Origin of the sequence: Nocardia sp. NBC_01388 (assembly GCF_045040085.1) — a bacterium.
In the GTDB taxonomy this organism is placed as follows: domain Bacteria; phylum Actinomycetota; class Actinomycetes; order Mycobacteriales; family Mycobacteriaceae; genus Nocardia.
This window is the reverse complement of sequence record NZ_CP109553.1, coordinates 2,632,236-2,644,612: the sequence shown is the minus strand read 5'-3', so window position 1 is coordinate 2,644,612 and position 12,377 is coordinate 2,632,236. Positions and strand designations below refer to the sequence as shown.

At 67.0% G+C, this 12,377-nt stretch carries 13 protein-coding genes; 12 read left to right on the top strand and 1 reads right to left on the bottom strand.

All coding sequences use genetic code 11. The features are described from left to right. Position 1: 1 nt before the first annotated feature. Complete coding sequence (locus tag OG716_RS12885; RefSeq protein WP_405137878.1) at positions 2-658, bottom strand: TetR/AcrR family transcriptional regulator; 657 nt, start codon at positions 656-658, stop codon at positions 2-4. A 175-nt stretch (positions 659-833) separates the two neighbouring features. Here OG716_RS12885 and OG716_RS12880 point away from each other — a divergent pair, with 175 nt between their 5' ends. The 12 genes from OG716_RS12880 (at position 834) to OG716_RS12825 (ending at position 12,344) form a co-directional block, all read left to right on the top strand. Further along, complete coding sequence (locus OG716_RS12880) at positions 834-1,832, top strand: acyl-CoA dehydrogenase family protein (RefSeq protein WP_405137877.1); 999 nt, start codon at positions 834-836, stop codon at positions 1,830-1,832. Beyond that, positions 1,816-2,991, top strand: a complete 1,176-nt coding sequence (locus OG716_RS12875; protein WP_405137875.1) for an acyl-CoA dehydrogenase family protein — start codon at positions 1,816-1,818, stop codon at positions 2,989-2,991. The genes OG716_RS12880 and OG716_RS12875 overlap by 17 nt, the downstream gene beginning before the upstream one ends. Before the next feature lie 13 nt (positions 2,992-3,004). Next, positions 3,005-3,520 (top strand): hypothetical protein, encoded by a 516-nt coding sequence (locus tag OG716_RS12870; RefSeq protein WP_405137874.1) that lies wholly within the window; start codon positions 3,005-3,007, stop codon positions 3,518-3,520. 61 nt (positions 3,521-3,581) lie between these two features. Further along, entirely contained in the window at positions 3,582-4,949 is a 1,368-nt protein-coding gene (locus OG716_RS12865; RefSeq protein WP_405137873.1) for an ABC transporter substrate-binding protein, read from the top strand. After that, entirely contained in the window at positions 4,949-7,069 is a 2,121-nt protein-coding gene (locus tag OG716_RS12860) for an ABC transporter permease subunit (protein WP_405137872.1), read from the top strand. Before OG716_RS12865 ends, OG716_RS12860 begins: the two co-directional genes overlap by 1 nt. Further along, positions 7,047-7,760, top strand: coding sequence for an ABC transporter ATP-binding protein (locus OG716_RS12855; protein ID WP_405137871.1), 714 nt, complete (start codon positions 7,047-7,049; stop codon positions 7,758-7,760). The genes OG716_RS12860 and OG716_RS12855 overlap by 23 nt, the downstream gene beginning before the upstream one ends. Beyond that, the gene (locus OG716_RS12850; RefSeq protein ID WP_405137870.1) at positions 7,757-8,464 is read left to right on the top strand and encodes an ABC transporter ATP-binding protein; all 708 of its coding nucleotides are present in this window, start codon (positions 7,757-7,759) and stop codon (positions 8,462-8,464) included. The genes OG716_RS12855 and OG716_RS12850 overlap by 4 nt, the downstream gene beginning before the upstream one ends. Then, positions 8,461-8,832 carry a hypothetical protein gene (locus tag OG716_RS12845; protein WP_405137869.1) on the top strand — a complete coding sequence of 124 codons (372 nt, stop codon included), beginning with the start codon at positions 8,461-8,463 and terminating at the stop codon, positions 8,830-8,832. The genes OG716_RS12850 and OG716_RS12845 overlap by 4 nt, the downstream gene beginning before the upstream one ends. Beyond that, a complete protein-coding gene (locus OG716_RS12840; RefSeq protein ID WP_405137868.1) occupies positions 8,804-9,115 on the top strand; it encodes a hypothetical protein in 312 nt (103 codons plus the stop codon). Before OG716_RS12845 ends, OG716_RS12840 begins: the two co-directional genes overlap by 29 nt. Positions 9,116-9,147: 32 nt before the next feature. After that, positions 9,148-10,326 (top strand): acyl-CoA dehydrogenase family protein, encoded by a 1,179-nt coding sequence (locus OG716_RS12835; RefSeq protein WP_405137867.1) that lies wholly within the window; start codon positions 9,148-9,150, stop codon positions 10,324-10,326. Further along, on the top strand, positions 10,327-11,094 hold the full coding sequence (locus OG716_RS12830) for an SDR family NAD(P)-dependent oxidoreductase (RefSeq protein WP_405137866.1): 768 nt from the start codon (positions 10,327-10,329) through the stop codon (positions 11,092-11,094). Then, entirely contained in the window at positions 11,094-12,344 is a 1,251-nt protein-coding gene (locus tag OG716_RS12825) for a CaiB/BaiF CoA transferase family protein (RefSeq protein ID WP_405137865.1), read from the top strand. The genes OG716_RS12830 and OG716_RS12825 overlap by 1 nt, the downstream gene beginning before the upstream one ends. Positions 12,345-12,377: the final 33 nt, after the last annotated feature.

Here is a 12,377-nt window from a genome sequence, read left to right as displayed (position 1 = left end):
GCTACTTGCCGCCCGCGAACCCGGTCGAGCAGAATTCCCAGACCTCACTGGCGGTGATGGGGTGGATGGTCTCCTCGTCGGTGCTGCCGCTGGATTGCGCGGTGAACATGACGGTCTGCATGACGATCGCCGCCATCCGCCGCGGGTCGATGCTCTCGCGTAACTCGCCTGCCGTCTCTGCTTCGGTCATCAGTTCGGTCAACAACTCGAGCAGTGGTGCGTGTGCGACCTTGACCTGTGCCGGATGCGAAACCAGTAGGCGCGGTGCGAAATCGGTGAACAGCGGGCGCTGTGCGATCGGGTCCGGGCGGCACAACTCGAACAGCAGCTCGACGGCTATCTGGAGCCGGTCCAGCGGATCCTTCTTGGCTGCCGCGGCGGCGCGGATCTGCTCGGAGGTGCGGGCCAGGGCGTCCTCGAACAGGGCCAGGAGCAATTCGTGCTTGCCGTCGAACTGCAGATAAAAGCTGCGCAGTGACTGGCGGGAGCGCTCGACGATCTCCTGGACGGTGAAGTCGGTGGTGCCCTTCTCGGTGATGATCGCCTGCGCGGCATCGAGAAAGCGTTGAACCCGCTCTTCGGCGCGCAGCTTCGCGCTGCGCAGCGAGCGCTCCACGGCGCGCTGCTTCCAGGCCGGCTCGTCATTGGGAAGGGTCACGGCGCGACCGGTCCGCTGTCATGTGTGGAGAACATGATTGCACCTTACCGGAAATACCACATTTCCTGACCCGCGGGGTGCGTGTCGGCTACCGCTATCGAGACTCTTACTTTCCGCAAATGAGAATGCTATTCTCATCGAAAGTGTGCACCGAGGCATAGCGAGGGAGGCCGGGATGATCTTCGAGTTCGACTCGGATCAGCGACTGTGGCAGGAGACGGTTCGCGGCATTGTCGCGAAGCGGTGCCCGCCGACGGTGATCCGCGAGATTGTCGACAAAGGCACGGACTCGGCCCCGGTGTGGCAGGCGTATATCGAGCACGGGTGGACCGCACTGACGGATCCGGAGAACGCTGTCGAGCTGGCAATCGTGCTCGAAGAACTGGGGCGGGCCACCGATCCCACCCCCTATCTCGCGACCATGACGCAATTCGCCCCGCTGGCACCGGATTTCGTGCACGCGGGCGAAACCGGGGCGACCGTCTACGACGGCGTTCTCGCCCGCAGGGAGGGCACCCGGTGGCGATTGAACGGGACCGCCCGGCAGGTACTGGATGGTGACCGCGCCGACCGTCTGGCCGTGGTCACGGCGGCCGGGGTCTTCGTGGTCCCCTCGACGGCTGTCACGGCCGCCCGCACCGAGACCTTCGACCCCGTCTCGCACCTGGCCGAAGTGTCCTTCGAGAACGTGTGGGTCGGCGACGCCGACCGCAGCCCGGTGCAGGTGCGCGATGCGCGCCGATTGGCACTGACCGGACTGGCTCTGACCATGGTGGGGGCCTGTCAGCGCATTCTCGACCTGGTGCTCGAGCAGGTGCGTACCCGGCAGCAGTTCGGTGTGCCCATCGGCTCGTTCCAGGCGGTGAAGCACAAGGCCGCCGATATGCATGTGGCCGTCGAAAGAGCCCGTGCGCTGGCCTATTACGCGGCGCTGACGATTGCCGAGCAGGATCCCGGGCGTGAGCTCGCCGCATCCATGGCCAAGGCGGCAGCCGGTGAATGCCAGTCGCTGGTGTTCCGCCACGGGGTGCAGTTGTTCGGCGCCATGGGTTTCACCTGGGAAAACGATTTGCAATTCGCGCTCAAGCGGGCCAAGTTCGGCGAGCTGCTGCTCGGCGGCGCGGCCGTGCACCGGGCGCTGATCGCCGAGGAGTACCGTGCAACTCACCTTTGACGCCGACATCGAGGCCTTTCGCGGCGACTTCGTCGCCTTCCTGACCGAGCACCTGCCCGGCGCGGCCGACGTCGCACAGCGATCCCGTTCCAGCGCGGATGTTCCGGAGTGGGCCCGGAGCTGGCAGCGGGTGTTGTTCGACAACGGCTGGCTGCTACCGGCCAATCCGCCCGAATTCGGCGGGCGCAACGCGACTCTGCTGCAGCAGTACGTCCACCTTCAGGAACTGTCGAAGCGGCGCATCTATCACAGTTTCAATCCGCAGGGCCTCGGCATCATCGCGGCCTCGCTGCTGACGTTCGGCACACCGGAGCAGAAGAAGCGCTGGGCCGCACCGATATTGCGTGCCGAGATCACCGCGGCGCTCGGTATGAGCGAACCCGGGGCCGGATCGGATCTGGCATCGCTGCGCACCCGCGCGGTCCCCGACGGCGAGCATTTCGTGGTGAACGGGCAGAAGGTGTGGACCTCCGGCGCGCATAACGCGGATGTGCTGCTCACTTTCGTCCGCACCGATCCGGATGCGCCCAAGCACAAGGGCATCAGTGTGCTGCTCATCCCCACCGACACCCCGGGCGTGACCCGGCGGCCATTCGCCTCCGCCTGTGCCGCAGACGATCTCGACTTCAACGAGGTCTTCTTCGAGGACGTGCGGGTGCCCGCGGCGAATCTCGTCGGGGAGCTGCACGGCGGCTGGAAGGTGGCCAACGGCTCGCTCGGTCACGAGCGCACGCTCCTGTGGCTCAGTTTCGCCGACCGGCTCGAGGAACTGGCCGCCGACTCCCGGCCCCGCACCGAGCTGGACCGAGATCGCTACGCGACGCTCGTCATGGACCTGCAGGCGCTGCGGCTGCTCGGGTCGGCGGCCTTGGCCCGCGAAGCCCGCGGGCAGCAAAATGTTCCGGCACTGTCGGTCCTCAAACTCCTCGGGTCCGAGGCGGTGCAGTCCGCAGCGGAGGCAGCGCTGAACGCCGCCGGGCCCGAGGGTCTGCATCATCCAGCCATGACCGGGCCCTACACCCCGATGAGTCTGGAGCACTTCACGAGTAGCTGGTTCGAGCGCTATTTGCGCAGTTTCGCCGGAACGATCGCCGGCGGCACCTCCGAGATACAACGCAATATCATCGCCGAGCGCGTGCTCGGTCTTCCTCGAAGCTGAAAAGGGTTCCACCATGCGCCTCACATCCCTCCGGCAGACCGTCGTCGCATGCTGTCTCGTCGCACTCACCGGTACGTCGATCGTGGGCTGCAGCAGCTCCGGCGATTCGGCCTCGCCGACCACTTCCGCGGCGGCATCCGCCGCGACTTCCGCTGCGGCGAAGAGTGATTCGACGAGCTCGGCCGCAGACACCAAGGCCGTCACCGACACCTATGTCACGTTCTTCGACGGGAAGACACCCGCGGCCACCCGCGCCGGACTGGTCGAGAAGGGCGCCGCCTTCCAGCAGGCCCTCGACGGTATGGCCGTCAACCCGCAGGCCACCGGCACCAGCGTCACGGTCGCCGAGGTGAAACTCAGCGACACCAGTCACGCCGACGTCAAATACACCCTGCTGCTCAACGGCACTCCGGTGCTGCCCGATCAGTCCGGTCAGGCGGTGAAGGACGCCGGTCAGTGGAAGGTCGCGGCCGCCACCTTCTGTGCCCTGCTGGCCATTCAGAGTGGCGGCCAGACCACAGCCTGCTGAGCTGGGCGGCCCGGCGCATCCGCTGAACCAGGAAATCGATTGTGAGAGTGAAGGAACCAGCGTGAAGACGCAGCGAATACTGGTCGGACTGGTGGCGGTGCTGCTGCTGGTCACCGGATGTGGCGGCCGCAGCGGGCCCGGCGCCGAGGAAACGACGGTGGCACAGGGTGTGACCTCGGGCGACTTCGGCGATCTGAAAGGCGTGTGCGGACCGGGCGCGCCGAGCGGTACTCCCGCGCAGGGCGTCACCGCTTCGGAGATCAAGGTCGGTGTGTTCACCGATATGGGATTTACCAAGAACTCCGAATTCGTCGACGCGGCAAAGGTGTTCGCCTCCTGGTGCAATGCGGCGGGCGGCATCGGCGGCCGCAAGATCAGCACCACGACCCGTGATACCAAGCTGATGGAAGTTCGCCAGCGCATGCTCGACGCGTGCCGCGAGGATTTCGCGCTCGTGGGTGGCGGCGCCGCGCTCGACGCCCTGGGCGCCAAGGAACGGCTCTCCTGCCTGCTGCCCGATTTCCCGGGCCAGATCTCCCAGCAGCAGAACGTGCAATCGGATCTGCAGTACAACGCCTCGGCCAGCGCCTACGTCAACTACTTCCAGTACACCGGGTACTACCAGTGGCTGCTGAAAGAGGCGTATCCGGCATCGGCGGGCGCGGTCGGCATGATCAACGGCGATTCACCCGTCACCAAGGTGATGGGTGACAAGTTCGCGGAGGCGATGACCGCCGGCGGTGCGACCTTCATCTACAACGATCTGTATCCGGCCAGCGGTGTCGCGGACTGGACGCCGTACGCACAGTCCATCAAGAGCAAGGGCGTCAAAGGGCTGATGTTCCTGGGTGATTGGCGGCAGCTGGCCAAGCTGGAGGACGTCCTCACCGGTATGGACTACAAGCTGGACTGGATCGACGCGAACAACAGCGCGTACAACAAATCCTTCCTGGAGACCGCGAGCAAATCGATCGGCTTCCAGAACAACTACGCCGACCTCGGCGGTACCGTTCCGGTCGAGAGCCCGGGCCCGGCCACGCAACAGTTGCTCGATCTGTACAAGAAGTACGCCCCGCAGGCAGACATCACGATGGCGGCGCTCCGGGCGTTCTCAGCTTGGCTGCTGTTCGCCAAGTCGGCGGCGAGCTGCGGTGATCAGCTCACCCGTGCCTGCCTCATCGCGGCGGCGACAAAGGAGACCGCGTGGACCGGCGGCGGGTTGAACGCACCCAATGTCGTCGCGGGCCGGGACGCGCCGCCCAAGTGCTTCAACGTGGTTCAGGCCTCCGCGCAGGGCTGGAAGGCCGCCGATTTCAAGCCGGATCAGGGGCAGTTCCGCTGCAATATCACCGCCTACCGCTACACCGGTAGCTACGACCGCCCCTTCACCCTCGCCGATGTCGGCAAGAGCCTGAGCGACGTCAAGTAATGGAACAGTTCATCACCTTCGGGCTCGTAGGCTTGAGCACCGCGGCCATCTATGCCGTGATCGGCAGTGGGCTGGTGCTCACCTACACCACGACCGGCGTCTTCAATTTCGCGCACGGCGCGGCGGGGATGATGGCGGCCTTCACCTACTGGCAGCTGACCATCGGCTGGAATGTTCCGGTCGCGGTGGCGCTGCCACTCGTATTGCTGGTGCTCGCACCGCTTTCCGGGCTGGCGGTGGAGCGCGCGATGCGCTCGGTGCAGCGACTCGGTGAAGCCGAGCGACTGGTGATGACCGTGGCGCTGCTGAGCGGTCTGATCGCCGCGGCGCGGTGGATCTGGGATCCGAACAAGGCGCGCACCCTGCCGGCCTTCTTCGCCGGCGTGAAACCCGTGCACCTGGGTTCGGCCACCATTACCTGGCACCAGGGGCTCACCATGGCGGTCGCCGTCGCGGTCGCGATCGGCCTGCGGCTGTTGCTGTTTCGCACCCGCACGGGTGCGGAGATGCGCGCCGGGGTGGACGATCGGGCACTGGTCGGACTGACCGGCGCCGATCCGGTGCGGGCCAATCGAGTCGCCTGGATCCTGGGCATCGAACTGGCGGCGGTGGGCGGAATTCTCATCGCGCCGATGGTGAACCTGGACGCGGCACAGCTGTCGCTGCTCATCGTAAGTGCTTATACCGCAGCAGTGTTCGGTCGGCTGCGGAGTCTGCCGATGACCTTCCTCGGTGCGGTGGTGGTCGGTTGCCTGGAGAGCTACCTCGCCGGATACCTGCCACAGAACGCCTATCTGCCCGGACTGCGGCTGGCCGCCCCCGCCCTGCTGCTGTTCCTCGCCCTGCTGGTGTTTCCGCACGGGCGGTTGCGCGGGCGGGACCGTCAGTTGAGCCAGGTGCCCACTCCGACACTGCGCGGCACATTGTTGTTCGGTGCGGTGGTGGTGTTGGTCGGCCTCGTACTGGCCACTGTCCTCGGAGAATCCGACCTGATCAGCTACGGGCGCATCTTCGCCTTCGGCGTGATCGCGCTGTCGTTCGTGCCCCTGGCCGGATACGCCGGTCAGCTGTCGCTGTGTCAGCTGAGCATGGCGGGTATCGGTGCGATCGCCTACGCACATCTCGGGTCGCACGGGCAAGCCTGGGCGCTGCCGGCCGCGGTGCTCATCGCGGCGGCGGCAGGGGCGGTGATCGCCCTGCCCGCACTCCGTCTTTCGGGTGTCTACCTGGCCCTGGGCACTGCGGCCTTCGCGGTGGTGCTGGACCGCTGGATCTTCACATTGCCGTCGTTCGAGCTACTGGGCGTCCGGATCTCGTTGTTCGATCAGGGTTCGATCGAGCTGACCGGCCCGGGGATGTTCGGCGTGCACCTGGACACCGCCGCGGAGATCACCGTGTTCGCGGCGGTCTGCCTGGCCTTGGCCGGCCTCGGCGTCGCGCTGCTGCGGCGCGGCCGGTTCGGCCGCCGGCTCATCGCCCTGCGCGACAGCGAGGCCGCCTATGCCACGCTGGGCGGAAATCTGCTGCTGGCCAAGGTCTCGGTGTTCGCCCTGTCCGCGGGCATCGCCGGACTCGGCGGCGCGCTGTACGGCATGCAGTTGCAATCGGTCACCGCCGATCAGTTCGGTTTCGTTGCGGGCCTGCCGATCTTCCTGGTCGCGGTCTTCGCCGGACTGGGCGCGATCGGCACCGGATTGTTCGTCGGCGTGGCGCTGTTCGGCCCGCTCACCGCGGTCACGGTGCTGTGGTCCTCGACCCAGAACCTCGTCGAGGTGGTACCCGCGCTCGCCGGGATCGCGTTCGGCGGCGGTGTAGTTCGCGCCGGAGCGGTGGCACGCCTGCGTGCGGACTGGAATGCGGTACTGCGCGAACGGCTTTCGCTGGGACTGCTGCTCGGTGTGCCCGCACTGCTGTGGCTGCTGCGGCTCGCCGACGTCATCGACGGCTGGATGCTGTTCTTCGGCTCACTGATCGCCGTGCTGATGGTCCGGAGCTGGGCTCAGTCCCGGCAGCGCCCGATCGGGGAACCCGATGTGCCGGTGGAGTGGTGGGGTGTGCGCCGCCCGTGGCGGCCACAGGACCGGGAGGTGCTGGACCATGCCGTCACTACTGCAGGTTGAGGGGGTGCGCGTCACCTTCGGTGGCCGGCACGCCCTGGACGGCGCCGGGTTGACCGCCGAACGTGGCCGGATCACCGGCCTCATCGGTCCGAACGGCGCGGGCAAGAGCACGCTGTTCGACGTCGTCTGCGGGCTGCGCCGGCCGTCCGCGGGCACCGTCCGGCTCGACGGGCGCGATATCACCCGGATGGGCCCCACCCCGCGCGCCCGCCACGGGCTGGCTCGCACCTTCCAGCGCCTGGAACTGTTCGGCCGGCTGACGGTGCGCGACAATCTGCTCGTCGCAGCGGAATTGGGGCCGCGCCGCCGCCAGGCCGCGGCCACCGTTACCGGCATTATCGAGCGGCTCGGACTCGGCGCCGTCGCCGATACCTGCGCCGACGACCTGCCCACCGGTTCCGCCCGCCTGGTCGAGGTGGGTCGTGCCATGGCGACGCGGCCCAGCCTGCTGCTGCTCGATGAACCCGCCGCCGGGCAGGACAGCGCGGAGACCGAGCGTTTCGCGAACCTGTTGCGCGAGTTGGCTGCTGACGGCACCGCGGTCGTGCTCGTGGAGCACGACATGGGATTGGTCATGAACGTCTGTGACGAGGTGTTCGTGCTCGACCTCGGCAAGGTCATCTCCTCGGGCCCGCCCGAGGTGATCCGCCGCGACGACACCGTGCTGGCCGCCTATCTGGGGGACGTATGAGCGCACTGCTCGAATTGCGCGGTGTCCGTGCCGCTTACGACACCATTACGGTGCTGCACGGCGTCGACCTCGCGGTGTCGCCGGGGCAGGTGGTGGCGCTGCTCGGACCCAACGGCGCGGGCAAGACCACCGCGCTGCAGGTCGCCGCAGGCGTGCATCCGGTCGCCTCGGGGCAACTGCTGCTCGGCGGCCGCGACGTCACCGGGGCGAGCCTGCGCGATCTGGCGCGCGCCGGAGTCTGCCTGATACCCGAGGGGCGAGGCGTGTTCCCGAATCTGACGGTCCGGGACAACCTGCTGATGATGACCTTCACCGGTCGCCCGCTCGATCGGATCGAGGAGATCGCGTATACCCGATTCCCCATTCTCGCCCAGCGTGCGAGTCAGACCGCGGGCACCATGTCCGGCGGTGAACAGCAGATGCTCGCCCTGGCTCGCGGCCTGGCTACCGAACCCGCCGTGCTGCTGCTGGACGAATTGTCCATGGGCTTGGCCCCGCTGGTGGTCGGGCAGCTGTACGAACAGGTCGCCGAGATCGCGCGAACAGGCGTGGCCGTCCTGGTCGTCGAACAGTTCGCGGCCGCCGTTCTCAATATCGCCGACCATGCCGCCGTACTGGTGCGCGGGCAGATCGAATACCAGGGCAGTCCGGGGGCCGGACTGCGCGAGGAATTGGCCGCTCTCTACCTAGGAAGTCCCGTATGACCGACACACGCGCGGATCGTTTCGTCCGTGAGATAGCCGAATTGAAGATTCCGGATCCGGCCGCCGGCCGCAGCGGCCTGTGGCTGCGCCTGGGCGTCGCGCTGCTGGTGGGTGGGCCGGTACTGACCGTGCTGGCATATCTGCTGTCTCACAACACTTCTGACGCACTGGTTCAGCGTGATGCGCTCACCATCGCGCTCGCGGGCGTGTCGGTGAGCGTGGTGGGGGCCGCGGTGTTCCTGCGCTATTCGCTGACCGGCGTGCTGCGCTTCTGGATGGCACGCCAGTCTTTCGACCTGGCTCAGCTCGCGGATCGTTTGCCCGGAAAGGAGATCGAGCATGACGGCATCGCAACTGCGTCCCGGTGAGCAGCTCGCCAGCACCGTGTGCGGTACCCGCGTGGTCGCCGTGCGGGTGCCCGCGGGTGGAGCTCCCACGCTGACCTGTGGCGGCGCACCGATGGTCCCGGCCAATGGCGCCCCCAAAGCCGAGCCGGACTCACGCGCGGCGGTGACTCTCATCGGCAAACGCTATGTCAATGCCGACGAGTCGGTCGAAGTGCTGTGCACCGCATCCGGATCGGGTGCGCTGAGCTGTGACGGTGAGCCGATGACCATCAAGGCGGCCAAAGCCTTGCCCGCATCGGACTGACGGGCTGCGATGATGACAGTGGAGGAGCGAGTATGTCCGGGGGCATGAGTTTCGAGCTGACCGAGGATCAACAACTGATCCGGAAGTCCGTCGGCGAAATGCTGAAGAAGTTCGACGACCGGTACTGGTCGGAAAAGGATGCGGCACACGAATTTCCGACGGAGTTCTACGACACCGTCGCGCGTGGCGGTTGGCTGGGCATCACCATTCCGGAGGAATACGGCGGGCACGGCCTCGGTATCACCGAGGCTTCGCTGCTGGCGGAGGAGGTATCGCGCACCGGCGGCGGCATGAATGCCGCGAGCTCCATTCATATGTCGATCTTCGGCATGCAGCCGGTAGTGGTGCACGGGTCCCAGGAACTCAAGCAGCGCACGCTGCCGCGCATCGCACGCGGAGAGCTGCACGTGTGTTTCGGCGTGACCGAACCCGCCGCCGGTCTGGACACCACCCGGATCGCGACCTTCGCGCGCCGTGATGGTGACAGCTATGTCGTCAACGGCCGCAAGGTGTGGATATCGAAGGCTCAGGAGTCGGAGAAGATCCTGCTGCTGACACGTACGCAGCACTACGACGAGGTGGTCAAGAAGACCGACGGGATGACGCTGTTCCTGACCGATCTGGACCGCAGCCACATCGATATCCGGCCGATCGCGAAAATGGGCCGCAATGCCGTCAGTTCCAATGAGCTGTTCATAGACGATCTGCGAATTCCGGTGGAGGACAGAGTCGGTGAAGAGGGTCAGGGATTCAAATACATCCTCGACGGCCTGAACCCGGAACGGATGCTGATCGCGGCCGAGGCGCTGGGCCTGGGCCGGGTCGCGCTCGATCGGGCCGTGAAATATGCCGGTGAACGCGAGGTCTTCGGCCGGCCGATCGGCATGAATCAGGGCATCCAATTCCCGCTGGCCGATTCGCTGGCCCACCTCGACGCGGCGGAATTGATGCTGCGCAAGGCGACCTGGCTGTATGACAACGGAAAGCCGTGCGGGCGTGAGGCCAACACGGCGAAATATCTGTGCGCCGACGCCGGATTCACCGCGACCGATCGCGCCCTGCAAACACACGGCGGTATGGGTTACGCCGAGGAATACAACGTGGCCCGGTACTTCCGCGAGGCCCGCGTCATGAAGATCGCGCCCATCAGCCAGGAAATGATCCTGAACTATCTGGGATCGCACACTTTGGGAATGCCGAGGAGCTACTGAATGGCCAGCAGGAACGGACTTTTCGATCTCACGGGGCGCTCGGCGCTGGTGACCGGCGCGGCGGGCGGCATCGGTTCCGCAGTGGCCGCGGCACTGGCCGAGGCCGGGGCGGCGGTGCTGGTGACCGATTTGAACGGAGCGGGGGCGGCGGCCGTCGCGGAGAAGATCGTCGCGAACGGCGGTGTGGCACAGAGCTTCGCGTTGGATGTATCCGATCGGGCCGCCGCAGACGCGGCGGCCGCACAGGCCGCGGCCCTGGCGGACGGAACACTGCACATCGTGGTCAACAACGCCGGCGTGACCGATCCGGCCATGTTCGCCGCCACCACCGCGGATTCGATGCGCCGGCTGTTCGATATCCACGCGCTCGGTACCTTCACCTGTTCGCAGGCCGCGCTGCCCTACCTGCCGACCGACGGCACCGGGCGCATCATCAATGTCACCTCCTCCGCCGGCATCGTCGGCACACTGGGCCAGATCAACTACTCCGCCGCGAAGGCCGCCATCATCGGCATCACCAAATCCTTGGCGCGGGAACTGGCGCGCAAACAGATCCTGGTGAACGCGCTCGCGCCGCTGGCGGCCACGCCGATGACCACCACCATTCGCACCGACGAGAAGTTCGCCGCCCAGATGCTGAACCGAATCCCGTTGCGGCGCTGGGCGGAACCGCAGGAGGTCGCGGGGGCGTTCGTCTTCCTCGCCTCCGATGCCGCCTCCTTCATCACCGGCCAGGTGCTGCCGGTGGACGGCGGCATGGTGATGTGATGGGCGCACCCGACCCTCCGGCCGGACTACGGTCACCGCGCTCCGATGCGCGCGGCCCCCTGGCCGGCGTCACCGTGATCGCCTTGGAACAGGCGGTTTCCGCGCCCATGTGCACGCGCACCCTCGCCGATTTCGGGGCGCGGGTGATCAAGATCGAGAACCCGGACGGCGGCGATTTCGCCCGGCACTACGACGACGTGGTGCACGGGCAGGCCGCACATTTCGTCTGGGTCAACCGAGGTAAGGAATCGGTGACCCTGGATCTGAAATCGGTTGCGGGAGCAGAACTTCTGCATCGGCTGCTGGCCGGCGCGGACGTGCTGGTATCGAATCTCGCGCCGGGTGCGACGGGCCGCCTGGGTATCGGGGCCGCGGAGCTGACCACCCGGCACCCCCACCTGATCTCGGTCGAGATCGACGGTTTCGGTGCGGGCGGGCCACTGTCGCACAAGCGCGCCTACGACCTGCTGGTGCAGGCCGAGGCGGGGGTGTGCGCGGTGACCGGTTTCGCGGGCGCTCCCGCCAAACCGGGGCCGCCGGTCGCGGACGTCACGACGGGACTGTATGCGGCGCTGACGATTATGGCGCAGCTGTGCGAACGCATGCGGTCCGGACCCGGGGCGGGGTCGCGCATCGCGGTGAGCCTGTTCGACACCATGGCCGAGGTGATGGGCTATCACCTCACCTACGCCCGGCACGCCGGGGTGGACCAGCAGCCGCTGGGCATGAGTTCACCCGCGGTCGCGCCCTACGGCTCGTACGCCACCGCCGACGGGCAGACGGTGGTGCTCGGCACCACGAACGACCGGGAATGGCAGCGCCTGGCGCACGAGATACTGCGCCGCCCCGATCTGGCCGGCGACGAACGGTTCCGCACCAATCCCGGCCGGGTCCGGCATCGTGCGGAACTGGACACGGCCATCGGCGAGTGGTGCGCCCGGCACGAACTGGCCGAGATACAGAAGGCGGCCGACGCCGCGAGCATCGGCAACTCCCGCTACAACCTGCCCAGCGAGGTGCTCGAACATCCGCAACTGGTGGAGCGGGACCGATGGCGCACCATCGACACGCCCGCCGGGCCCATTCCGTCGCTGCTGCCGCCCGCCATCGTGGCTGGCTACGACCCGCCCATGGGTGCGGTCCCCGGCCTGGGGCAGCACACCGATGCGGTGCTGGCCGAATGGGGTTGCGGCAGTGCGGAAATCGAATCACTGCGAGCGCTGGGCGCGATCGGCCCGGCTTACCTCTGAGCCGGATGGCCCTCGACATCGACTGTGTGAGAA

What these genes read in the sequence shown, in the direction of transcription:
- OG716_RS12880 (WP_405137877.1), top strand. Translation starts at nt 834, where the DNA reads ATGATCTTCGAGTTCGACTCGGATCAGCGACTGTGGCAGGAGACGGTT.
- OG716_RS12870 (WP_405137874.1), top strand. Translation starts at nt 3,005, where the DNA reads ATGCGCCTCACATCCCTCCGGCAGACCGTCGTCGCATGCTGTCTCGTC.
- OG716_RS12860 (WP_405137872.1), top strand. Translation starts at nt 4,949, where the DNA reads ATGGAACAGTTCATCACCTTCGGGCTCGTAGGCTTGAGCACCGCGGCC.
- OG716_RS12855 (WP_405137871.1), top strand. Translation starts at nt 7,047, where the DNA reads ATGCCGTCACTACTGCAGGTTGAGGGGGTGCGCGTCACCTTCGGTGGC.
- OG716_RS12850 (WP_405137870.1), top strand. Translation starts at nt 7,757, where the DNA reads ATGAGCGCACTGCTCGAATTGCGCGGTGTCCGTGCCGCTTACGACACC.
- OG716_RS12845 (WP_405137869.1), top strand. Translation starts at nt 8,461, where the DNA reads ATGACCGACACACGCGCGGATCGTTTCGTCCGTGAGATAGCCGAATTG.
- OG716_RS12840 (WP_405137868.1), top strand. Translation starts at nt 8,804, where the DNA reads ATGACGGCATCGCAACTGCGTCCCGGTGAGCAGCTCGCCAGCACCGTG.
- OG716_RS12835 (WP_405137867.1), top strand. Translation starts at nt 9,148, where the DNA reads ATGTCCGGGGGCATGAGTTTCGAGCTGACCGAGGATCAACAACTGATC.
- OG716_RS12830 (WP_405137866.1), top strand. Translation starts at nt 10,327, where the DNA reads ATGGCCAGCAGGAACGGACTTTTCGATCTCACGGGGCGCTCGGCGCTG.
- OG716_RS12825 (WP_405137865.1), top strand. Translation starts at nt 11,094, where the DNA reads ATGGGCGCACCCGACCCTCCGGCCGGACTACGGTCACCGCGCTCCGAT.